The sequence below is a fragment of the Ruegeria sp. AP12 genome (genome assembly GCF_056540025.1).
In genome coordinates, this window is record NZ_JBQFVZ010000001.1 from 433,489 (window position 1) to 456,023 (window position 22,535).

General features: G+C 59.8%; 23 protein-coding genes. 14 read left to right on the top strand and 9 right to left on the bottom strand.

Annotated elements, in window-relative coordinates; translation table 11 throughout:
* The first annotated feature begins 29 nt into the window (after window positions 1-29).
* From der to ACR0E6_RS02185, 3 genes are all read left to right on the top strand, one after another.
* Window positions 30-1,493 (top strand): ribosome biogenesis GTPase Der, encoded by a 1,464-nt coding sequence (gene der, locus ACR0E6_RS02175; protein WP_480580634.1) that lies wholly within the window; start codon window positions 30-32, stop codon window positions 1,491-1,493.
* 163 nt (window positions 1,494-1,656) lie between these two features.
* On the top strand, window positions 1,657-2,643 hold the full coding sequence (locus tag ACR0E6_RS02180) for a fatty acid desaturase (protein WP_170449785.1): 987 nt from the start codon (window positions 1,657-1,659) through the stop codon (window positions 2,641-2,643).
* An 86-nt stretch (window positions 2,644-2,729) separates the two neighbouring features.
* Complete coding sequence (locus ACR0E6_RS02185; protein WP_480580636.1) at window positions 2,730-3,314, top strand: helix-hairpin-helix domain-containing protein; 585 nt, start codon at window positions 2,730-2,732, stop codon at window positions 3,312-3,314.
* A gap of 51 nt (window positions 3,315-3,365) precedes the next feature.
* On the opposite strand, the gene serS is transcribed toward ACR0E6_RS02185, so the two are convergent.
* Together serS and ACR0E6_RS02195 are read right to left on the bottom strand one after the other, a co-directional pair.
* A complete protein-coding gene (serS, locus tag ACR0E6_RS02190) occupies window positions 3,366-4,658 on the bottom strand; it encodes a serine--tRNA ligase (protein ID WP_480580638.1) in 1,293 nt (430 codons plus the stop codon).
* Window positions 4,659-4,744: 86 nt separating this feature from the next.
* On the bottom strand, window positions 4,745-6,403 hold the full coding sequence (locus ACR0E6_RS02195; RefSeq protein ID WP_480580640.1) for a mechanosensitive ion channel family protein: 1,659 nt from the start codon (window positions 6,401-6,403) through the stop codon (window positions 4,745-4,747).
* 201 nt (window positions 6,404-6,604) lie between these two features.
* On the opposite strand from ACR0E6_RS02195, the gene yajC reads away from it, so the two are divergent.
* The 10 genes from yajC (at window position 6,605) to ACR0E6_RS02245 (ending at window position 13,631) form a co-directional block, all read left to right on the top strand.
* Window positions 6,605-6,892 carry a preprotein translocase subunit YajC gene (gene yajC, locus ACR0E6_RS02200; RefSeq protein ID WP_170449793.1) on the top strand — a complete coding sequence of 96 codons (288 nt, stop codon included), beginning with the start codon at window positions 6,605-6,607 and terminating at the stop codon, window positions 6,890-6,892.
* A gap of 33 nt (window positions 6,893-6,925) precedes the next feature.
* On the top strand, window positions 6,926-8,587 hold the full coding sequence (secD, locus tag ACR0E6_RS02205; RefSeq protein WP_170519499.1) for a protein translocase subunit SecD: 1,662 nt from the start codon (window positions 6,926-6,928) through the stop codon (window positions 8,585-8,587).
* Between the two features lies 1 nt (window position 8,588).
* A complete protein-coding gene (gene secF, locus ACR0E6_RS02210) occupies window positions 8,589-9,557 on the top strand; it encodes a protein translocase subunit SecF (protein ID WP_170449797.1) in 969 nt (322 codons plus the stop codon).
* A complete protein-coding gene (locus tag ACR0E6_RS02215; RefSeq protein ID WP_480580643.1) occupies window positions 9,550-10,296 on the top strand; it encodes a TSUP family transporter in 747 nt (248 codons plus the stop codon). The genes secF and ACR0E6_RS02215 overlap by 8 nt, the downstream gene beginning before the upstream one ends.
* A gap of 9 nt (window positions 10,297-10,305) precedes the next feature.
* Entirely contained in the window at window positions 10,306-10,659 is a 354-nt protein-coding gene (locus ACR0E6_RS02220) for an Mth938-like domain-containing protein (protein ID WP_480580645.1), read from the top strand.
* Between the two features lie 182 nt (window positions 10,660-10,841).
* The gene (gene ccmA / locus ACR0E6_RS02225) at window positions 10,842-11,456 is read left to right on the top strand and encodes a heme ABC exporter ATP-binding protein CcmA (protein ID WP_170519489.1); all 615 of its coding nucleotides are present in this window, start codon (window positions 10,842-10,844) and stop codon (window positions 11,454-11,456) included.
* Window positions 11,453-12,109, top strand: coding sequence for a heme exporter protein CcmB (gene ccmB, locus ACR0E6_RS02230; protein WP_170449804.1), 657 nt, complete (start codon window positions 11,453-11,455; stop codon window positions 12,107-12,109). The genes ccmA and ccmB overlap by 4 nt, the downstream gene beginning before the upstream one ends.
* Window positions 12,110-12,170: 61 nt before the next feature.
* Window positions 12,171-12,944, top strand: a complete 774-nt coding sequence (locus ACR0E6_RS02235) for a heme ABC transporter permease (protein WP_480580647.1) — start codon at window positions 12,171-12,173, stop codon at window positions 12,942-12,944.
* Entirely contained in the window at window positions 12,941-13,099 is a 159-nt protein-coding gene (gene ccmD, locus ACR0E6_RS02240) for a heme exporter protein CcmD (protein WP_480580649.1), read from the top strand. Before ACR0E6_RS02235 ends, ccmD begins: the two co-directional genes overlap by 4 nt.
* Window positions 13,092-13,631 carry a DsbE family thiol:disulfide interchange protein gene (locus ACR0E6_RS02245; RefSeq protein WP_480580651.1) on the top strand — a complete coding sequence of 180 codons (540 nt, stop codon included), beginning with the start codon at window positions 13,092-13,094 and terminating at the stop codon, window positions 13,629-13,631. The genes ccmD and ACR0E6_RS02245 overlap by 8 nt, the downstream gene beginning before the upstream one ends.
* 9 nt (window positions 13,632-13,640) lie before the next feature.
* Here the strand turns inward: ACR0E6_RS02245 and ACR0E6_RS02250 are convergent, their stop codons facing one another.
* Together ACR0E6_RS02250 and acnA are read right to left on the bottom strand one after the other, a co-directional pair.
* A complete protein-coding gene (locus ACR0E6_RS02250; protein ID WP_170449812.1) occupies window positions 13,641-14,342 on the bottom strand; it encodes an SDR family oxidoreductase in 702 nt (233 codons plus the stop codon).
* A 145-nt stretch (window positions 14,343-14,487) separates the two neighbouring features.
* Entirely contained in the window at window positions 14,488-17,178 is a 2,691-nt protein-coding gene (acnA, locus tag ACR0E6_RS02255; RefSeq protein WP_480580653.1) for an aconitate hydratase AcnA, read from the bottom strand.
* A gap of 247 nt (window positions 17,179-17,425) precedes the next feature.
* On the opposite strand from acnA, the gene ACR0E6_RS02260 reads away from it, so the two are divergent.
* Entirely contained in the window at window positions 17,426-18,127 is a 702-nt protein-coding gene (locus tag ACR0E6_RS02260) for a DUF1223 domain-containing protein (protein ID WP_480580655.1), read from the top strand.
* On the opposite strand, the gene ACR0E6_RS02265 is transcribed toward ACR0E6_RS02260, so the two are convergent.
* The 5 genes from ACR0E6_RS02265 to purB all read right to left on the bottom strand — a co-directional run bounded on the left by ACR0E6_RS02265 (window position 18,128) and on the right by purB (window position 22,520).
* Entirely contained in the window at window positions 18,128-19,051 is a 924-nt protein-coding gene (locus ACR0E6_RS02265; protein WP_170628577.1) for a lysophospholipid acyltransferase family protein, read from the bottom strand.
* Window positions 19,052-19,146: 95 nt separating this feature from the next.
* The gene (locus ACR0E6_RS02270; RefSeq protein WP_480580657.1) at window positions 19,147-20,238 is read right to left on the bottom strand and encodes a flagellar motor switch protein FliG; all 1,092 of its coding nucleotides are present in this window, start codon (window positions 20,236-20,238) and stop codon (window positions 19,147-19,149) included.
* 67 nt (window positions 20,239-20,305) lie between these two features.
* Window positions 20,306-20,845, bottom strand: coding sequence for a tetratricopeptide repeat protein (locus tag ACR0E6_RS02275; RefSeq protein WP_480580659.1), 540 nt, complete (start codon window positions 20,843-20,845; stop codon window positions 20,306-20,308).
* Between the two features lie 104 nt (window positions 20,846-20,949).
* Complete coding sequence (locus ACR0E6_RS02280) at window positions 20,950-21,102, bottom strand: hypothetical protein (RefSeq protein ID WP_170449824.1); 153 nt, start codon at window positions 21,100-21,102, stop codon at window positions 20,950-20,952.
* Window positions 21,103-21,215: 113 nt separating this feature from the next.
* Window positions 21,216-22,520: an adenylosuccinate lyase gene (gene purB / locus ACR0E6_RS02285; RefSeq protein ID WP_480580661.1), complete on the bottom strand. Its 1,305-nt coding sequence runs from the start codon at window positions 22,518-22,520 to the stop codon at window positions 21,216-21,218.
* Between the last annotated feature and the right edge of the window lie 15 nt (window positions 22,521-22,535).

A 22,535-nucleotide genomic window follows, 5' to 3' on the forward strand; every position in this document is an offset into this window, starting at 1 on the left:
GCGCTTCTTGAGTCTTGAAAGTTGAGAACATGTCGCTGACCCTCGCCATCGTGGGGCGCCCGAATGTGGGCAAATCCACCCTGTTCAACCGCCTTGTGGGCAAACGTCTGGCCTTGGTCGACGACCAGCCCGGCGTGACGCGCGACCTGCGCGAGGGCGAAGGGCGGCTGGGCGATCTGCGTTTTACCGTGATCGACACGGCGGGGCTTGAGGATGCAACCGATGACAGCCTGCAGGGCCGGATGCGCCGCCTGACCGAGCGTGCGGTGGACATGGCCGATGTCTGCCTGTTCATGATCGACGCGCGGACCGGTCTGACCCCAACGGATGAGATGTTTGCCGAGATTCTGCGCAAACGTTCGAAACACGTGATTCTGGCGGCCAACAAGGCCGAAGGGTCCGCGGCGGATGCCGGTGTGCTTGAGGCCTATAATCTGGGCCTCGGCGAACCCGTACGCCTGTCGGGTGAGCATGGCGAAGGGATGACGGACCTCTACGCGCAACTGATGCCGCTGGCGGACGCGGCTGAGGACAAGGCCGAGGACGATACCCCCGAAACCGATATCGAGCTGGATGAGGATGGCGAAGGTGAAACGCCTCTGATCACCGCCGCCAAGCCGCTGCAGGTTGCGGTGGTTGGACGTCCGAATGCCGGTAAATCCACGCTGATCAACAAGATCATCGGCGAAGACCGCCTGCTGACCGGCCCCGAGGCCGGGATTACCCGCGATGCCATCAGCCTGCGCATCGACTGGGCCGACCCTGATGGGGACAGCACCCCGATGCGGATCTTCGACACCGCGGGCATGCGCAAAAAGGCCAAGGTGCAAGAGAAGCTGGAAAAGCTCTCGGTCTCTGACGGGCTGCGCGCCGTGAAATTTGCCGAGGTTGTCGTGGTTCTATTGGATGCTGCGATTCCGTTTGAACAACAGGACCTGCGCATCGCCGATCTGGCCGAACGCGAAGGCCGCGCCGTGGTTGTCGCTGTCAACAAATGGGACATCGAAGAGGACAAGCAGGAAAAACTGCGCGAGCTGAAAGAGTCCTTCGAACGCCTGCTGCCGCAACTGCGCGGCGCGCCTTTGATCACCGTCTCTGCTAAGACGGGCCGGGGGCTCGAGCGTCTGCGCGCCGCAATCCTGCGCGCCCACGACATCTGGAACCGGCGCGTGCCGACCGCTGCGCTGAACCGCTGGCTGACCGCAATGCTGGAACAGCACCCGCCGCCAGCCCCACAGGGCCGCCGGATCAAGCTGCGCTACATGACTCAGGCCAAGACCCGCCCGCCGGGTTTTGTGGTCATGTGCTCGCATCCCGACAAGATGCCCGCCAGCTACACCCGCTATCTGGTCAACGGTCTGCGCGAAGATTTTGACATGCCCGGCACACCGATCCGCCTGACCCTGAGGGGGCAGGGCGACAAGAACCCCTACAAGGGGCGACGCAAGAAAAATGCGGGTGCTTTGGCCAAACATCTCAAGGGTAAGGCGTAACTGCGCCAATTTTCAGCGTTTTTAGCCTCGGGGCGTGACAGCGCCTTTTCCCCGCGCTAGCATTCAGTTGCGTGCATTTGTTTCGTGTGCGCTGCTTGTACGCGGACACTCCGCACATATTTTTGGGTTAATTTTTGTCGGGCCATCGTGGGGAGCGGGCTGGATGGATCTTAGGGAATACACAAGACAATACGCGGTTCAGGACAACAAACTGGCAGCGTTGAGCTATTTTGGGACCTTCGCGGTGTATTTCGCATCGCTGGCGCTGGCGATCACATACGTGGATCGCTGGTACATCATGGTCCCGGCGGGGATTGTTTTTGCCTTTTCGGCAGTGCGTCTTTACGTGCTGCAACATGATTGCGGGCATCATTCGCTGTTTGAGACACGGCAACAGAACGAATGGGCCGGGCACGGCCTGTCGCCTTTCACCTTCGCTCCGTTCGAGGTGATGAAGCAGAACCACAACCTGCACCACGCCGGAATTGGCAATCTGGAGCACCGCGAAACCGGCGAGATCCATACGATGACCTTGCGGGAATGGAATGAGGCGGATTGGAAAAAGCGCCTGTTCTACAGACTTTATCGCAACCCGTTCATCCTCGTGCCGGTTGGGGCGTTGTTTACTTATTTCATCCGCTACCGCTGGCCCAAGAACACCGTTCGGTTCGGAGTGAAGGGCGTTGTGCTGCACAACCTTTCCATCGTCGTATTCCTGGGGCTTCTGTGGTTGATTGCGGGCACAACGGGCATTCTGGTCTGGCTGGTATTCTCTCTGCTCGGGGGGATGCTGGGCGTATTTCTTGTCTACCTGCAGCATAATTTCGAGGATACATACTGGGATCGTCGGCCTGATCTGGACCCTCAGCTGGCGGCCTTGCAAGGGTCATCGGCGCTGGATTTCGGGTGGTGGTTCGACAATGCGGTTGCCTGCATCACTTTGCACGACATCCACCATTTCAACGCGCGCATCCCGTCCTACCGGCTGCGGGCGTGTCACTACAACCTGCCGCCAGAATTTACCCCGCGTCGGATCAAATTCCCCGAGGCTGTGGCCGCGCTGACCCTTAAGCTATGGGACGAAGACGCCAAACGTTTGGTGCCGTTTCCCAAGCAGCGGCAGGACGCCAAGCTGGCTCACGGCAGGTGAGAACGCGGCGGGACAGCATCACGACTTGAAGGATTGTATATCCTGTGTATATACGGATATGCAGGGAGACAGAGAAAGGACCCATAATGACCGCATTGACCGATGTTAAGGGCGTGGGAGAAGCGCTTGCCACAGCCTTGTCCGCGAACGGTTTCAAGACAGCCGAGGCCGTGGCGAAAGCCAAGCCCGAAGATCTGGTCAAGGTCCCCAGAATAGGTCTGGCACGGGCCGCTGTGCTGATTGCTGCCGCGAAAGAGGCCGTCGCTGCGAAACCCGCCGCCGCCAAGCCTGCCGCCAAGCGCGCGCCAGCGGCACGTCGCGCGACGCCGCGCAAACCTGCGGCGCGACGCCCCGCGGCCCGCAAGACAGTCGCCGCTGCAGCCGCCGAAAAACGCGCGGAAGAGGCCGCGAAGAAAGCTGCGGCTGAAAAGGCTGCCGCCGAAGCCGCCGAGGCGAAGGCGAAGAAGAAGGCCAAGGCAAAAGCAAAGGCTGAAAAGGCCGCCAAGAAACGTGCCGAGATGGAGGCCGCGTTCTCGAAAGCCAAGGACAAGGTGAAAGCCAAGTCGAAGAAGGACAAGAAGTCCAAGAAGGACGACAAGAAAAAAGACGCTGCCAAGAAGGACAGCAAAAAGAAAGATAAAAAGAAGGATAAGAAAAAGGCGAAGAAGTAAGCGTTCCTCGCCCTTTTGGAAAGACCGGCGCTTGTCGAAGCGCCGGTTTTCTTATGCCAGTGTGCCGTCTGTTTGCAGGGTCCGTTTGCCGCCCAGATAGGGGGCCAGAACCTCGGGCAGGGTCACAGTGCCATCTGCGTTCTGCCCGTTCTCCAGCACGGCGATCAGGCAGCGCCCCACGGCCAGCCCCGAGCCGTTCAGGCTGTGGACATATTCCGGTTTGCCACCCGCTTCGGGGCGGAAACGGGCATTCATGCGACGCGCCTGAAAATCGCCGGTGGTCGAGACCGAGCTGATCTCGCGATAGGTATGCTGACCGGGCAGCCATGCCTCGATGTCAAAGGTGCGGCGCGCGCCGAAGCCCATATCACCGGTGCACAGGACAACGGTGCGGTAGGGGATGCCCAACTGTTCCAACAGGTCCTCGGCGCAGCGCAGCATCCGTTTTTGTTCCTCGTCCGATCTATCGGGATGAGTGATCGAGACCATCTCGACCTTTTCAAACTGGTGCTGCCGCAGCATCCCGGCGGTGTCCTTACCGGCGCTGCCAGCTTCGGACCGGAAGCAGACGGTGTGGGCGGTCATGCGGATGGGCAGGGCGGCCTCGTCCAGAATCTCCCCGGATACCGAATAGGTCAGTGTGACCTCAGAGGTCGGGATCAGCCACCAGCCATTGGTGGTCTGATAGCTGTCATCGCCGAATTTCGGCAGTTTGTCGGTGCCATACATCGCCTCATCCCGGACCAGAACGGGGGTCTGCATCTCGGTCAGACCGTTCTTGTCGATATGGGTGTCCAGCATGAACTGGGCCAAGGCGCGGTGGATACGCGCGACGCCTTTTGACAGGTTCACAAACCGGCTGCCGCTGGTCTTGGCGGCGGTCTCGAAATCCATTGCGGCGGCGACGGCGGGAATGTCGAAATGCTCTTTCGGAGCGAAATCGAACGCACGCGGCGTGCCCCAGCGGTTGACCTCGACATTGTCATTCTCGTCCGCGCCTTGGGGTACATCCTCGGCGGGCAGGTTGGCGATGCGGGCCAGTTGATCGGTCAGCAGCGCGTCCAGATCCTTGGCTTCGGTCTGCATCCGCGCAATCTCGGCCTTTTTTTCGGCGACCAGAGTGCGCAGGCGTTCGAATTCCGCCTCATCTCCGCGCCCCTTGGCGGCACCGACCTCTTTGCTGGCTTTGTTCTGTTCGGCCTGCGCCGTCTCGGCGGCCAGAATTTTGGCGCGGCGGCTTTCGTCCAGGCGCAGCAGGTCTGACGACACCGGCGCGTCCCCACGGCGCGCAAGAGCGGCGTCGAAGGCGGCGGGGTTTTCGCGAATGGCGCGGATGTCGTGCATGTCTCAGATCCTTAATGCGTGAATCACTAAAGCTGCTTATGCACCATATGGCTGGAAGGGTGTAGCGCTGGTTAACCAAATTGCGCTTAACTGTCTGGCGTCTCTTCGTGATGCGCCAGATGACCATCCCAATCCCCGGCTGGGATCTTCGGCTCGGGCGGGTCGGCCATGTAGGACGGGGTCATGATCTGCACATTGTTCTCGTTAAACACAGCCACGATGTTGCGGTGCAGGTCTGACCGGATTTTGGGGATAATACTGCCGCGTGTGGTGTACCCATTGATCTGATAATTGATCGCGTAATCGGCCAGCGCGGTCCACAATACAAAGGGTTCAGGCTTGGCCTTGATCCCCTTGGTGCGATGGGCGGCTTCGATCAGCATCGCCTCGACCTTTTCGGGCGGTTCCTCGTACCCGATGCCGACAGTGGTGTGCAGCAACAGACCGCTGCCGTCGGTTTTCTTCGAGAAATTCACCACATCCGAATTCATCAGCTGCGCGTTGGGGATCGAGATCAGCTCATTCTTGATGGATTTCAGATGTGTCTCCATCAGCTTGATCTGCACCACGTCACCAATGTGATCCCCGATCTGAATTCGATCCCCGATCGAGGTCGAGCGGCGATAGATCACAAACAGCCCCGCCAGCATATTCGACACGACCGAGTTTGCGCCAAGCGACAGCATCGCGCCCACCAGAATGGTCAGCCCCTGAAACGCCGCGGAATCCGAGCCCGGGATATAGGGCACAGCAAAGACCAGCGCGATCAGGATCACAACGACCCGCGCGATGTTGAAGGTTGGGTTGATCCAGTGCTTTTCGAAATCCGCCAACTCGAACGAGCCTGCTTCGACCGCGTCAAAGAACACCCGCATGCCCTTGATAATATACATCGTTACCCAGGTGATCAGGCCAAGCATGATCATATTCGGGATATAGCTGAGGATGCCTTTGAAGATCAGAAGGACGGGTTCCGTCAGGTAGGTCAGAAGCAACTGCGCGAAATATCGGGTTTCAGCAAAGGCCAGCAGGACGAAGGACAGATAGTAGTAAAAGCCCAGAAAGAAGATCACCAGCAGGACAAAATTCAGCCCATAGCGTACCAGGGCAGCAATTGCCTCGGCCTGAACGCTTTTGGCGGTGGCGGTTTCAACGTCCTTCAGGTGGCGTTTGACGAATTTCAGGGTGCGCCGTCGGATCCTGCGATGCAGCCACAGGATGGCGACGACAAAGACAATAAAGCCCAAGGTCCAGGCCGCAGCTTCGATCGCGCCCGACACGCGCGCCTGATCCGTTCTGTTCGAACGGTAGGCTTCGATGGATTGCTTGATCGCATTGCCGTGCAGAACGCTGACAACGCTCAACTCCATCTGATCCAGTTCGGCATCGGCTTCGGTGACGATTGAGACCCTTTCACCATCTGCCAGAATCCAGGTGCCAAAGTCGGTTTCTTCAAAGCTGATTGCGACCTCGGTCGCGTCCGAGGCTTCGGCGATTTCGATGATCTTGTTCTGAACACCCTCGGCCCGTTCGGGCGCGGGCAGGGCGCTTGAGCCGCGAACCTGAAACAGGATGTCCCCGTCCACGATGACTGGGGCCATAAAGGCCTCTGATTCAGCCGTTTCAGGCGCGGTCGCTTCCGCAGGTGCGTCCTGTGCCCGGACAGGACCGTCAAACCACAGGATCACCGCCAAAGCGGCCAGGAAATAACGTAACAAAAGGAAGGGCTTGAATTGCCGTGCCATATGTCCCCCTTACCCCGGACTATACCCGGTTTGGGCCATGTTCCTAGGACATATCTGCAACGCTTTGACTGTTCTTGCGGTGACAGGGTCGCGTTCAGGTGGGTCACACCGCCGCCTTTGCTTGCAAACAGACATATCAGCGCATAGGTTCCCGCCAAATTTGCGGAACGGTGCCGCAACACAAAGCAAAAGGAATATCCCATGGAAGGTGGCGCAATCGCCCAGTTTCTCCCGCTGATCCTGATCTTCGCGATCATGTATTTCCTGCTGATCCGTCCGCAGCAAAAGAAGATGAAGGAACATCAGGCCATGGTCGAGGCCGTGCGCCGGGGCGATCAGGTCGTCACGCAGGGTGGCCTGATTGGCAAAGTGTCCAAGGTCAAGGAAGGCGAGAACGAGATCGAGGTCGAGATCGCCGAAGGTGTGAAGGTGCGCGTGGTCAAATCGACCATCGCCCAGGTTCTGAACAAGACCGAACCTGCGAAGTAACTTCGCCTGACAATTCCTTGAAAAGGCAGGGTAATGCTGCAAATTGATACCTGGAAGCGGGTTCTGATCTGGCTGGTCTGTGTGACCGGCCTGATCCTTGCCCTGCCGAATGCGTTTTACACGCGGGTCGAACAATCCAACGACGCCAAAGCCGCGATTGAGCTGGGCGCAAACACCCCCGAAAATCAGGCGCAAGCCGAACAATGGCCCAACTGGCTGCCATCGTCCTTGGTCAATCTGGGCCTTGATCTGCGCGGCGGTGCCCATCTGCTGGCCGAGGTTAAGGTCGAAGATGTCTACGAATCCCGGATGGAGGGCATGTGGCCGGAAATCCGCGACGCCCTGCGGGACGAGCGGGCGACAGTTGGAACCATCCGCCGTCAGGACTCGGCCCCCGATCAGATTCGCGTCCGCATCAGCCAGCCCGAGGGGATGCCCCGCGCGCTGGAGGTTGTGCGCGGTCTTGCCCGTCAGGTGCAAACCCTGACCGGGGTTGGCGCGACCGACATCGAAGCCTTCGCCGACGGTGACACGATAGTCGTGCAACTGTCCGAGGCTGAAAAACTGGCCTCTGACGACCGCACCGTGCGCCAGTCGCTTGAGATTGTTCGCCGCCGGATTGACGAAGTCGGAACTCGCGAACCCACCATTCAGCGCCAGGGCGCGGATCGTATCCTGATCCAGGTGCCGGGGATCGGCAGCGCCGGAGAGTTGAAAGACATCATCGGAACGACGGCGCAGCTGACCTTCAACCCTGTGGTCAATCGCGGCACCGACCCTGATGCGGTTGCTGGTATTGGTCAGGAAGTCGTGCCCTCAATCGACGAAAGCGGTGTTTACTACATCATCGAATCCGCCCCGGTCGTGACGGGTGAGGAACTGGTGGACGCGCAGCCATCCTTCGATCAGAACGGCCGTCCGGCGGTCAGCTTCCGTTTCAACACATCCGGTGCGCGCAAATTCGGTGATTACACGCGCGACAATATCGGCGCGCCCTTTGCCATCGTGTTGGATGACGAGGTGATCTCGGCCCCTGTCATCCAAAGCCACATTCCGGGCGGGTCGGGGATCATCACCGGCAACTTCTCGGTCGAGGAAAGCACCAATCTGGCCATCCTGCTGCGGGCAGGGGCCTTGCCGGCCGAGCTGATCTTTCTGGAAGAACGCACAATTGGCCCCGAGCTGGGCCAAGACAGCATCGACGCCGGTAAAGTCGCCACAATCGTGGCCTTCGCCGCAGTGTTGGTCTTCATGGCGCTCAGCTACGGGCTGTTCGGTATCTTTGCTAACATCGCTCTGATCATCAACGTCGGTCTGCTGTTCGGCTTGCTGTCCCTGATCGGGGCCACTCTGACCCTGCCGGGCATCGCCGGGATCGTGTTGACCGTGGGTATGGCGGTGGACGCCAATGTGCTGATCTTTGAACGGATTCGCGAGGAACTGAAATCCGCCAAAGGTCCGGCCCGCGCCATCGAGCTTGGCTATGAAAAGGCGCTGTCGGCCATCCTGGACGCCAACGTCACCACATTCATCACTGCGACCATCCTGTTTGCCATGGGCAGCGGTCCGGTGCGCGGCTTCGCTATTACGCTTGGGCTGGGTATCATCACCTCGGTCTTCACTGCGATCTTCGTGACGCGCCTGATGGTGGTCATGTGGTTCGAACGCCGCCGTCCGAAAATGATCGAGGTTTGACATGAGACTGAAACTCGTACCCCAGGAAACCTCGTTCGATTTCTTCAGCCGGTGGAAAGTCTGGCTGGGCATTTCGGGCCTGATGATGGTGATCGCCTTTGTTTCATTCCTGTTGCAAGGTCTGAATTTCGGCATCGATTTCCGGGGCGGCACCACGATCCGCACCGAAAGCGCTCAGCCGATTGACGTGGGCACCTACCGCGACGCCATCGCGCCGCTGGAATTAGGCGATGTCACGATAACCGAGATTTTTGACCCGACATTCGGGCCGGACGAAAACGTCGCCATGATCCGCATTCAGGCGCAGGCCGATGCCGAAGCGGTTGAAGCTTCGACCATCACAGCGGTAGAAAGCGCATTGCAAACTGTGATCCCCGACATCCAATTTGTCTCGGTTGAATCTGTCGGCCCGAAAGTGTCCGGCGAACTGATCCAGACGGCGGTCATCGCCGTGGCCTTGGCCATCGGCGCGGTGCTTGTCTATATCTGGCTGCGGTTCGAATGGCAGTTCGCGTTGGGCGCAGTGGCCGCGTTGGTCCATGACGTAATCCTGACCATCGGCATCTTCTCGGAACTGCAAATCCGCTTCGATCTGGCCATCATCGCAGCACTTCTGACCATCGTTGGCTACTCGCTGAACGACACCGTGGTTGTGTTCGACCGGGTGAGGGAGAACCTTCGCAAGTACAAGAAGAAAGACCTCAAGGAAGTTCTGAACATCTCGATCAACGAAACGCTCAGCCGGACGGTGATGACCTCGGTCACAACCCTGCTGGCGCTGATTTCGCTTTATGTTTTGGGCGGCGACGTGATCCGGGGGTTTGTGTTTGCGATGATCTGGGGCGTGATCGTGGGGACCTATTCGTCGGTCTTTGTGGCCTCGACCATCCTGTTGTGGCTGGGGGTCAAGCGTGACTGGTCCAAGCCATCCAACACCGCCGGCAACCAGTTTGCCAACATAGATGCCTGAGGTTTTCGGCCAGTCCCCGCAGGGTCTGGCCGTTATCTTTTTTGCAGCGTTTCTGGGCGGGGTCGTGCGCGGCTTTTCGGGATTCGGAACCGCTTTGGTATTCCTGCCCATCGCCACGCCTTATCTGGGCCCATTCGGCGCTCTGATCGGTCTGACCATCATGGATATCTTCGGCCCCTTGCCGAACCTGCGCCGGGCTTGGGGCGCGGTGAACAAAGGCGATCTGGCACGTTTGGTGATCGGTTGCGCCGCGATTCTGCCGGTCGGTCTATGGGTGCTAACGCAAGTCGATCCCGAAGTGTTTCGCTACGCGGTCAGCGGCCTTGCCCTGATCATGCTCGCCATCCTGATCCTGGGCCTGCGCTATCACGGGCAGATCAGCCGCGCGATGGTCACGGGCATCGGCGGGGCGGCGGGGTTTTTGGGCGGAGTCGCCGGTTTGCCCGGACCAGCCGTTATCCTGTTCTACATGTCGCGCCCGCTGCCTGTGGAAGTAATCCGCGCAACCATCCTGCTATTCCTGTTTGCCTTTGACTTCCTGCTGCTGGGCTATCTCACTGGCATGGGGCAGGTAACGCTGGCCGCAGCGGGACTGGGGTTTGCGCTGGCCGTGCCAAACCTGATGGGCAACTTGCTGGGGGCCTGGTTGTTCCGACCCGACCGCGAACACCTCTACCGTGCTGCCGCCTATCTGGCGATCGCGCTGGCAGCCTTGTCCGGCCTGCCACTTTGGGGATAAATACCACCCATGCGATTGAATGAGATCACCTATACCAACGCCCAACCCATCGACGGCTACGGACCGGGCTTTTTTCGTATCGGAGGGCAGGTCCATAACGGAGGCGTCCTGACTGGTGCAACCGGAACCCAATCGTGGGAGGGGTATTCCGACTCTGAACCTCTGCTGAACCTTTCGGGCGCAATAGACGTACTGTTGATCGGCACCGGAGCCGAACTGACACATATCCCCACAGATGTGCGCAATGCCTTGGAAAATGCGGGTATCGGGATCGAGATCATGAACTCCCCAGCCGCTTGCCGCACCTATAACGTCCTGCTGTCAGAAGGTCGCCGCATCGCGCTGGCCCTGATCCCCGTGTAACCGGATCCCCCTTCATCTGGCCAAAAATATCCCGGAGAGCCGCCATTAGTGCGCCATTGGTTCGAGCGCCAATGGCGGCGAGGCTGGCCTCTCGCTCCCGCAATCACCAATATGCGCCGACATCGCCACCCTGCGGCAAATCCCGCCTTTTGCCTGCGTCCCCAATCGGATAAGCGGGTCACATGACGTTAACCGTAACCGATCTGACCATCACCCGAGGCGGCATTCCAGTGCTGGAGGGGCTGAGCTTCACGCTCCATCCCGGTCAGGCCCTGATCCTGCGCGGGCCGAACGGGATCGGCAAGACAACCCTTTTGCGTACGCTGGCCGGGTTGCAGCCCCCATTGGCCGGTCAGATAGACGGTGCCGAAGATCAGATCGCTTACGCCTCGCATTCCGACGGGTTGAAACCAACGTTGACAGTGACTGAAAACCTCAGCTTCTGGGCCTCGGTTTTTGGGACGCAGCAGATCCAGCCCGCCCTGGACGCCTTTGCGCTGAATGAGCTTTCGGACCGTCACGCTGGCAACCTGTCCGCCGGACAAAAGCGGCGATTGGGGCTGGCGCGGATGCTGGTCACGGGGCGACCGATCTGGATGCTGGACGAACCAACCGTTTCGCTGGACAAAAACGCCGTGCAGATGTTCGCAGATGCTGTGCGCGCGCATCTGGGGCAGGGTGGCTCGGCCCTGATCGCCACCCATATCGATCTGGGCCTTGATGGCGAGGTCCTGGACGTAGGCCCCAACAAAGCCAAACCCGCCCCCATCGACGACTTTGACGGAGGTTTCCTGTGATCGCCCTGTTGCTGCGTGATCTGAAACTGGCCTTCCGGGCGGGCGGCGGCTTCGGTCTGGGGCTGGCCTTCTTCCTGATTGTGACGGTTCTGGTGCCCTTTGCGGTCGGCCCGCAATCGTCGCTGCTGTCCACGATCGCGCCGGGTGTCCTGTGGCTCGGTGCGCTTCTGGCCTGCCTGCTGTCGCTCGACCGCCTGTTGGCGCTGGATTGGGAGGACGGCTCGCTGGACTTGCTGGCGACCGCACCGCTACCGCTTGAAGCGGTTGTCTCGATCAAGGCGCTGGCCCATTGGATCACCACCGGCCTGCCGCTGGTCCTTGCTGCACCCTTCCTGGGTGTACTGTTGAACCTGCCGGTTCCGGGCTTTTTCTGGCTGGTGATCTCGCTGTTGCTGGGCACCCCGGCCATGAGCGTCATTGGCACCTTCGGCGCAGCGCTCACCGTCGGCCTGAAACGGGGCGGGTTGCTGTTGTCCTTGCTGGTCCTGCCGCTTTACGTCCCGACACTGATTTTCGGCGCTGAGGTCGCCCGCCGTGGCGCCATCGGGATGGAGACACAGACACCGCTTCTCATGCTGGCCGGGATCACCGCTGCAACCATCGCCCTGCTGCCCTTTGCCAGCGCAGCGGTGCTGCGGATCAATCTGCGGTGAAGCGCCACATCTTTGACCGAGGTCAATTGAGAAAACCTCCGATTCAGACTAAATAACGGCCATGACAATCGCAGCCAAAGCCAACTCCCTCTGGGAATATGCCAACCCGCGCAAGTTCCTTGCCACCAGTGAACGTGTCCTGCCGTTTTTCTGGATCACTTCGGCAGTGTTTATCGTGGTCGGGCTGGTCTGGGGCTTTTTCTTCACGCCGGACGATTACAAGCAGGGATCGACCGTCAAGATCATCTACCTGCACGTCCCGTCGGCGCTGATGGCGATCAATTGCTGGCTGATGATGCTGGTGACCTCGCTGGTCTGGCTGGTGCGTCGCCACCATGTCAGTGCACTGGCCGCGCGGGCCGCCGCCCCGATCGGCATCGTCATGACACTGATCGCGCTGGCAACCGGGGCGATCTGGGGCCAGCCGATGTGGGGCACGTGGTGGGCCTGGGATCCGCGCCTGACATCGTTCCTGATCTTGTTCCTGTTCTACCTCGGCTACGTCGCCTTGTGGGAGGCGATTGAAGACCCCGATACCGCTGCCGACCTGACCTCGGTCCTGTGTCTGGTGGGGTCGGTCTTTGCGATCCTCAGCCGCTATGCAGTGAACTTCTGGAATCAAGGCCTGCATCAGGGCGCGTCCGTCATGCGGGCGGGTGCCGTCACCGGCACCGATACCGAAGAGAAGGTCAGCAATATCTTCTTCTATCCGCTGCTGGCGTGCATCATCGGCTTTGTGCTGCTGTTCATCGCGCTGGTGCTGTATCGCACCGGCACGGAAATCCGGGCGCGGCGGATCAAGGCGTTGCTTGCACGGGAAAGGGTGGGCGGATGATCCCTGATCTTGGAAAATACGCGGACGCGGTCCTGTCGTCTTATGCAGCCTCGATTGCACTGCTGGTCGCGCTGGTTGTCTTAAGTATCCTGCGCGGACGCAAGGTGCGGGCCGAGATGGAAAAGATCGAACAAAGGGTAACCCGGAATGGCTAAAATCTCGCCCCTGATGCTCGCGCCGCCCCTGATTTTCGGGGCTTTCGCGGTTCTGGCAGGGATCGGCATGTTCCGCGAGGATCCAAACGCGCTGCCCTCTGCGCGAGAGGGGCAGCCTGCGCCCCCGGTCGTACTGACCGAGTTTCCCGGCAAGGCCCTGTTCGACGACACGACCCTGAGGGATGGTGAGGTCAAGCTGGTCAACTATTGGGCCAGCTGGTGCGCTCCATGCCGGGCCGAGCACCCGAACCTCGAGGCGCTGTCGGACGAAGGCATCCCGGTCTACGGCATCAACTACAAGGACAAGTTGGACAACGCCGAGGGATTCCTGGTCGAGTTGGGTGATCCATACGAAGCCATCGGCCGCGACGAGCAGGGACGCATGGCGCTGGATTGGGGCCTATACGGCGTGCCGGAAACCTATGTGATTGACGGCGAGGGTACGGTAATTCTGCGCTTTGCCGGGCCGATCACTCAGCGCGTGATAGAAAGCACAATCCGCCCTGCTTTGGAAAAGGCGGCGGGCGGATAACCCCTTTGCCTAAAGCCTGTAGCCCCCGGTAACCGCCAAGGTCTCACCGGTGATGAATGCAGCGTCATCCGATGCGAGGAACCGAACGGCCTTTGCAATGTCTTGCGGTCGTCCGACGCGCCCAATGGCTGTGTCTTTTACAAACAGGGCTGTCAGATCATCGGGCCGCGGGGCCTCGGGGATGTTGATGGCCCCCGGTGCGACTGCGTTCACCCGGATACCTTCGGGCCCAAGCTCTTTCGCCATGCCGCGGGTCCATAGGTTCAGTGCAGCCTTGCTTGCCCCATAGGTTACCGCGTCTTTCGGCGGCAAAACGGCGTTCATCGAAGATATGCTGACAATCGCCGCACCCGGTTTCAGATGCGGCAACGCGGCAGTCAACAAGGCTGCGGGCACAAGCAGGTTCAAATCCAGAATGGCGCGGTGGTCGTCGCGATTGAACACCTCTTTTGGGGTCGATTTCACCGCCCCCGCGTTGTTTACGATCACGTCCAGCCGGCCAAACTTGTCGATGATCTGCTGAATCACGGCCTCCGGCTGCCCATCCTCAGTCAGGTCGGATCGAATGGACAGAGTCCCGTCACTCAAAAGCGTATGCGTCGGCTCGGTCGAAAACCACGTGAATGCGATGTGATGGTCGCGGCTCAACTCCTCGACAATCGCGCGCCCAATGCCGCGCGCGCCTCCGGTTATCAATGCCACCTTGTTCATCGCGACCTCCCCGGCGCAGCAAACCCGGTCTCTTGCGCCAATTCAACTTCTTCTGTTCAAAAATACCTCGGAGCGCGAGGCAGAGCCTCGCAAAAAAAAAGGACGCCCGAAGGCGTCCTTTCTGATCAAGTCCAAAGGCGCAGCTTTACCCCGCCTTTGCCAGATTCCGCAGCACATACTGCAGCACGCCGCCGTTTTCGATATATTCAATCTCGGGCGCGGTATCGATCCGGCATTTCAGAGTGATGGTCTTCTCGGATCCATACCCATAAACGATAGTGCAGGGCACCTCTTGCAGCGGCTCGACTGTGTCCAATCCGTGGATCGAGACGGTTTCATCCCCCTTCAGACCCAGCGACTTGCGCGTGTCGCCGCCTGTGAATTCCAGCGGGATCACACCCATGCCCACAAGGTTCGAGCGGTGGATACGCTCAAAGCTCTCGGCGATCACCGCCTTGACGCCCAGCAACGCGGTGCCCTTCGCGGCCCAGTCACGGGACGAGCCCGCGCCATATTGCTCGCCGCCGAACACAACCAGCGGGACGCCCTGTTCCTGATAGGCCATCGATGCATCATAGATCGAGGTCTGCGCGCCATCCGGCCCGACGGTGTAGCCGCCCTCGACGCCGTCCAGCATCTCATTCTTGACGCGGATATTGGCGAAGGTGCCGCGCATCATGACCTCGTGGTTGCCACGGCGGGACCCGTATGAGTTGAACTCGCGCGGCTGAACCTGGCGGTCGGTCAGGTATTTGCCAGCCGGTGTGGTCGTCGCAAACGATCCGGCGGGCGAGATGTGGTCGGTGGTGATCATGTCGCCCAGGATCAGCAGAACCTTGGCACCTTCAATGTTCGAGATCGTGCCCGGCTCGGGGCCCATGCCCTGAAAATAGGGCGGGTTCTGGATGTAGGTCGAGCTCGGTGGCCAGTCATAGGTTTCCTGTTGCGGAACCTCGACGCTTTGCCATTTCTCGTCGCCCTTGAACACGTCCGCATATTTGGTCTGGAACGCCTCGCGGGTCACGGTTGCCTCGACCAGCTCGGCGATTTCGCTTTGGCTGGGCCAGATATCTTTCATGAAGACGTCATTGCCATCCTTGTCCTGACCGATCGGCTCCGAGGTCAGGTCGATATCCAGTGTGCCCGCCAGCGCGTAAACCACGACCAGCGGCGGCGAGGCCAGATAGTTGGCGCGCACGTCCGGGCTGATACGACCTTCGAAGTTGCGGTTGCCCGACAGAACCGAGGTGGCGACCAGATCGCCCTCGGCAATTGCTTCGGACAGTTCTTTCTGGATCGGACCCGAGTTGCCGATACAGGTGGTACAGCCATAGCCAACAAGGTTAAAGCCGATCTTGTCCAGATCATCCTGCAGGCCAGCGGCCTCAAGATAGGCGGACACAACCTGCGATCCCGGTGCCAGCGAGGTCTTGACCCACGGCTTGCGGTTCAAACCCAGCGCGGCGGCTTTTCGCGCCACCAGACCTGCGCCGATCATCACATAAGGGTTCGACGTGTTGGTGCAGGAAGTGATCGAGGCGATCACGACCTTGCCCGATTCCATCGTGTAGTCTTCGCCTTTGACGGGGACCTCTTTGCCCATGGGGCGCTTGAAGGTCTCGGCCATCTCGTGTGCAAAGGCGGCCTTGGCGTCGGTCAGCGCGACATAATCCTGCGGCCGTTTCGGGCCGGAAATCGCCGGGACAATAGTGCCCATGTCCAGTGACAGGGTGTCGGTATAGATCGGCGCATAGTCCGCCCCGCGCCAGAATCCGTTTTCCTTGGCATAGGCTTCGACCAGCGCGATCCGGTCCTCGTCGCGGCCCGTATTGCGCATGTAGCGCAGGGTTTCGCCGTCGATGGGGAAGAAGCCACAGGTCGCGCCGTATTCCGGTGCCATATTGGCGATGGTGGCACGGTCGGCCAGCGGCAGGCGATCCAGACCGCTGCCGTAGAATTCGACGAATTTGCCCACGACGCCTTTCTCGCGCAGCATTTCCACGACCTTCAGCACCAGATCGGTGCCGGTGGTGCCTTCGACCATCGCGCCGGTCAGCTCAAAGCCCACAACCTCGGGGATCAGCATCGAGATCGGCTGACCCAGCATCGCGGCCTCGGCCTCGATCCCGCCAACGCCCCAGCCCAGAACGGCCATGCCGTTGACCATGGTGGTATGGCTGTCGGTGCCGACCAGCGTGTCGGGATAGGCGACCTCATCCCCGTTCTGGTCGGCATCGGTCCAGACGGTCTGGGCCAGATATTCCAGGTTCACCTGATGACAGATGCCGGTGCCGGGAGGCACGACGCGGAAATTGTTAAACGCGTTCTGACCCCATTTCAGGAACTGATAGCGTTCCATATTGCGCTCATATTCGCGATCCACATTCATCTGGAAGGCGCGGGGGTTGCCGAACTCGTCAATCATGACCGAGTGGTCGATGACCAGATCGACCGGGTTCAGCGGGTTGATCTTTTGCGCATCGCCGCCCAGCCCCTTGATACCATCGCGCATCGCTGCCAGATCGACCACCGCCGGAACGCCGGTGAAATCCTGCATCAGCACGCGGGCAGGGCGGTAGGCGATCTCACGCGGGTTCTTGCCGCCATTCGCGCCCCATTCGCCGAAGGCCTTGATGTCCTCGACCGAGACGGAAAAGCCGTCATCCTCGAACCGCAGCATGTTTTCCAACACGACTTTCAGCGCGGCGGGAAGCCTGGAAAAATCACCCAGCCCGGCCTCTTGCGCTGCGGGGATTGAGTAGTACGAGATGGTTTTGCCATTCACGCTCAGGCTGCGGCGCGTTTTGGCGGTGTCCTGTCCGACTTTGATGGGCATCTGTTGGCCTCCCTCTCAAACAACTTGGAATTCAGGGTCGCTGCATTTTATCTGCATCACTCGGGCCACCGGTTCAAGAAGGATCGGCTCGTTAAGTGCATTTTTTGTATACCATTGCACACATTTTGGTGGAAATCCTTGCAACCGGTCTCAAGAAACCTTGATTGGAGGGTGATGAGCAAAGGGTTTAAACCATTACCACACCTTATCGAATCCAGAGAATAAAGCTATTAGCCCGAGGCCAGACATGATCCGAACTGCCGCCATTGCCACTGCATTTTCCCTTTTTGCGCTTGTCCCCGTTGTGGCCAAAAGCGATCCGGTGGTGATCGAGCTGTTTACCTCGCAAGGCTGTTCGTCCTGCCCGCCAGCCGATGACATCATGCACGAATTGGCCAAACGCGACGATGTGATCGGTCTGGCCCTGCATGTGGATTACTGGGACTATATCGGCTGGAAGGACGAATATGCCGACCCCAGCCACACTGACCGGCAGCGCGCCTATGCACGGCAAGGCGGACGGACGATGATCTACACACCGCAGATGGTGGTAAACGGACAGCAGGATGTGGTCGGGGCACAAGCCCGCCAGCTTGATCAGCTGATCAATGCACATCTGACGGCGGCCCCGCAAGCCTCGGTTCAGGCGCAGCGGGATGGCGGTGCCGTGACTGTTGAGGTCTCACCCGTCGAGCTGCCCGAGGGGCAGGTCTATGACGTCCGAGTGGTCCAATATTCGCCGATGCGCCATGCCTCGATCCGCCGGGGTGAGTTGGCGGGGCATGAACTGGATTATGCCAATGTGGTCGAATCCTGGCAGATCGCCGGGCAGTGGGACGGTGTTTCGTCGCAAAGCTACACGGCGGAACTGGTGTCAGACCTGCCTGCGGTCGTGCTCGTGCAGCAAGCCGGGCACGGGCCCATTGTTGCCGCCGCCAAGGTCAGGTGATCAGGGCATTTCCTCGGGGCTGACGCCCAGCCCGTTCCAGTGTTTCCACCGGCGATGGATCCAGAACCATTGGCCCATGTGCTGACGAACCATCTTTTCCAGATCGTTATTGGTGAACTGCGTCATTTCCTTGGGATCGGTGTGCGGAACCGGCTCATGCAGAACGATTTCAAAGTCGATTCCGTTGGGTTGACGCACCGCGTAAACCGGGATCAGGACCGCTTTGTACTTCATCGCAAGTTCGGCGTTCAGAACCGAGGTGATCGCGGGTTTGCCAAAGAACTGCAGCTGTTCGCCGCCCTGAACATGCAGGTCTGATACGATCGCGATAATGCCACCACTTTTCAGCGACCGCACCATTTCCACCATTCCGCGCCGACCCTGCTCGAACATGGGTGAGCCGGTTTTGTAGAAGGCTTTGACGTAATCGTCGTTGAAATAGGGGTTTGCCATTCGGCGATAAAGGCATCCAATGGGCTTGCCGCACCGGGCCTGAAGCGCGACCCGAGCGGCCAGGTAGTGACCGAAATGAGCGGTGATCATCATCACCGGACGGCCCTCGGCAATGGCGGCATCAAGTGCCGCGATCCCGGCACCACTGATTTTGGCAGTCTTCTGACGCGCCATGAAGCCTTCGGGCGAAAAATGCTCCATGATCGCGCGCCCGGCATTGTCCGACACATCGCCCGAGATCTTGCGAATCTCGGCCTCGGACAGGTCCGGGCAGGTCAGGTTCAGGTTGCGGCGCACGCGTCTGCGAAATCCAACCACCGGGGCAAGGCCGCGCACGATGGCACCCATTGTCGCGATGCGCCGTTCATACGGCAGCAGGCGCATGGTGCCGATGACTCCCTTCAGGAACAGATTGGCGACATAGTATTTTGCAAGCTCAGTCTGGCTGAGCTCTGACTTTTCGACAGGCATGAAGGCGTCTCACCGCATATTGCGCGTTTCCCGATCAGACATACAGACCGGGGCTGGCAACCTCAAGCATCCTCATGGGTCCATGGCGACCCAATCTACGCGTCCTCTTCCTCGGCTTCGATCAGGGTGAGCGTGCCTGCATCCACCAGATTGCGAATGGCACCGACGATCTGCGTCATCGCCTCCTCGGCTTCGGCTTGTTTGACGCGGCCGCGTTCGCCCATTTCTTCGCGCAGGTTATCGGCCATGCGGGATGAGATGTTCGAAAGCACATATTCCACCGACGCCTTGTCGTCATCCGCCGCAGCACCCGCCAGGGCGGTGATCAGAACGGGTTGATCTACCTCGCGCAGGATGGCCGGAATGTCGCGGGCGGCGATACGGGTCGTGATATGGGCGAAGGTGAAAATGGACTGGCGCACAACGCTGGCGAAATCCGCATCCTCTTCGTCCAGCGCGGTCAGCAACCCGTCGCGTGTCGAGGCCGCCGATTGGTTGAGAATCGCCCCGACCCGCGCGCCGGGTCCGTCGCTGAAAGCCTGGGCTGGGCGCTGATCCAGTTGCGAGGCCAGCGACCAGCCAATCCGTTCGACCGCTTCAGGGGTGACATTGGCGGTTTTGGAGATGGCATAGGTGATCCGTCGGGCCACAGGTCCGGGTAAATGACCCAGCAATTGCGCCGCCCGCGCTGTATCGAGCTTGGAGACCATGACCGCCGCAATCTCGGTGCTTTCGGCTTGCGCCATTTGGGCAAGGTCTTCGGTTGGAATTTCGCGCAACCTTTGCCACGGGTCACCGATCTGGCGCACGCCCGCGACTTTGCGCAATCGGGCCGCCGTGGCGGGCGCGATCTTGCCGTTGATTGCGTCCAGAGCACCGGCTAACCCATGCGGGAAGGACAGTCCGATATTGTCCAGCGCATCGCCAAATTCACGCGCGACGGCATCCAGTGTAACGCGATCCACCAACCCCATCTGACCCAATTGATGGGTCAGCTTTTCCTGCAAATCGTCAGGCAGGTCTTCCAGCGGTATATCCGCGCCTTCATTCAGCAAAAGCCGCACAACAACCGCGGCCTTTTGCAGAGAGCTGAGCGATCGGGGAACAACCCTTGGGGCGTCGTTGCTGTCACCGGCGGGGGTGGCCGCCCCCGGTGCCATTTGTATCAGCGCGTTCGTATCCTGCATCTGCCTGCCGAGCGAAAATCAAGTCCACAGGCAGATTAGCGGGAATCGGGTAAAGAAAGGCTGAAGCCTAGTAGCTATATGTCAGCCCGGTTTTGATCGCGTCGCGCAGTGAGGCTTCGGCCCAGGTGCCTTCGCCGCCACGGGCCTTGATCTCGCGCCATTGTTCGATGGCCAGATCGGTGCGGCCTTCCGAGACAAAGCCCTGACCCATGTAGCTGCGCGCCAGAATGTTGTCGGGGTTTGCAGTAATCGCATCCTGATAGAACGCATTGGCCAGCGCCAGTTCGCCCATCTTGCGGTAGGTAAAGCCCCAATAGGTCAGAACACGGTCATCGCCTTGATCCATCACGCGCAGAATGTCCTGCGCATGTTCATACTGCCCGTCATAGGCCAGTTCGCGCACCGCGTCGTACAACTGATCTTGGGTGAAATTGGATTTGTTCGGCTTCACACAGCGGCCCGCAGCCTCGTCATACACACGGCCAAACAGGCATTTCTTCGTCGTGTTTGTCGGTTTCGGCGGGCTGCTGTCGCCGCCTGCGGCATGAACAATGGGGGCAAAGGCAAATGCCTGAAATGCAATCGCGGATGCTAGGACTAGGCGCATAATTTAACTCCGTTCTCGGGTCTGCTAATTGAAATCATAGTGCGATCTTCAAAAAAGCTAACACCGGACGGGTCGCATTTATTCACAAACAGGAAAGAAAACTCTTAGCTGTTTATGATTTTTGTGCAGCTTTGCGATTCCTGATCCCAAACGGCGCCATCGGCGCAGGATTGGGTCTGCTTGGAATGGCCGGTGCAGGCAAGGCTGGCCGAGGCAAAGCAGACAAGGGCGATCGAGCAAAGAACGGTTCGGATCATGATCAGTTCCTTTTGCAGAGACGTCCCGTGAAGAGTAACCGATTCTTGCTGAATCGCAAAAAAGCCCGGCCTGCTGCTGTGGCAGACCGGGCTGGTTCATGGCTTACGATGGTTTATTCACCAAAAACACGCTCGAAAATCGTGTCGACATGCTTGGTGTGATAGCCAAGGTCGAACTTCTCTTCGATCTCTTCGGGGCTCAGCGCGGCGGTGACGTCGGCATCTGCCAGCAGCTCTTGCTTGAAATCGGTCCGGTGTTCCCAGACCTTCAGCGCGTTGCGCTGCACCATGGCATAGGCGTCCTCGCGGCTGACGCCAGCTTGGGTCAGGGCCAGCAGAACGCGCTGGCTCATCACCAGACCAGGGAACTTGTTCATGTTCTCCAGCATGTTCTCGGGGAAGATCAGCATCTTGTCGATCACGCCGGTCAGACGGGCCAGGGCAAAGTCCAGCGTGATTGTGGCGTCGGGCCCGATCATGCGTTCGACAGAAGAATGCGAGATGTCGCGTTCATGCCATAGCGCCACGTTCTCCATTGCCGGGATCACAGCCGCGCGCACCATGCGGGCCAGACCGGTCAGGTTTTCGGTCAGAACCGGGTTTTTCTTGTGCGGCATGGCAGACGAGCCCTTTTGACCCATCGAGAAGAACTCGGCCCCTTCCAGCACCTCGGTCCGCTGCATGTGGCGGATTTCGATGGCGATGTTTTCGATGCTGCTGGCGATCACGCCCAGTGTGGCAAAGAAGGCGGCGTGGCGGTCGCGGGGGATAACCTGCGTGCTGATCGGTTCGGGCACCAGACCCAGCTGGTCGCAGACGTGTTCTTCCACGCGCGGGTCAATGTTGGCGAAGGTGCCAACCGCACCGCTAATTGCGCCGGTTGCGATTTCCGCACGGGCGTCGCGCATCCGGGACAGGTTGCGGTCCATCTCGGCGTAGAAGCGCGCAAAGGTCAGGCCCATGGTGGTGGGCTCGGCGTGGATGCCGTGGCTGCGGCCGATGCGGACGGTGTGCTTGTGTTCAATCGCGCGGCGTTTCAGGGCGGCCAGCAGACCTTCGAGATCGGCGATCAGCAGATCGGCGGCGCGGGTCAGTTGCACATTCAGGCAGGTGTCCAGCACGTCGGAGCTGGTCATGCCCTGATGCACGAAACGCGCCTCTTCACTGCCAACATGCTCGGCCAGATGGGTCAGGAAGGCGATGACGTCGTGCTTGGTGACGGCCTCGATCTCGTCGATGCGGGCGACGTCGAATTCCACGTCCTTGGCTTTCCACACGGCCTCGGCATTCTCACGCGGGATCACGCCCAGATCGGCCATGGCGTCGCAGGCATGGGCCTCAATCTCGTACCAGATGCGGAACTTGCTTTCGGGCGACCAGATGGCGACCATATCGGGGCGGGAATAACGTGGAATCATAAGCAGCGGCACCTT